General features: G+C 67.1%; 1 protein-coding gene. It reads right to left on the bottom strand.

Annotated elements, in window-relative coordinates:
* The coding region (locus tag AC0CH8_RS19200) for an aminotransferase class I/II-fold pyridoxal phosphate-dependent enzyme (protein ID WP_465241245.1) at positions 1–231 on the bottom strand (231 nt) is incomplete at both ends.

Genomic DNA, 231 nt, shown 5'->3' with positions numbered 1-231 from the left:
CTGACGAGCCGCGCCAGCGCCTCGCTGCCCATCTTCACGCACACGATCGCGGACGGTTCGCCATAGACCTCCAGCCCGCATCCCTGCAGCAGGCTGCGCAGCATCAGGATGTTGTCCAGCAACTTGCGCCGCAGCACCGCGCCCTCTTCCGACGCGACGCTATCGAACGCGTTGCCGACGATCGCCGCGTTGGCGGGCGACATCGCGTTGGAGAAGGTGTTGGGCGAGCTG

It is taken from the genome of Sphingomonas sp. AC435, assembly GCF_979253005.1.
Note: the sequence above shows the minus strand (reverse complement) of the source record. Positions and strands in the feature narration are given on the sequence as shown.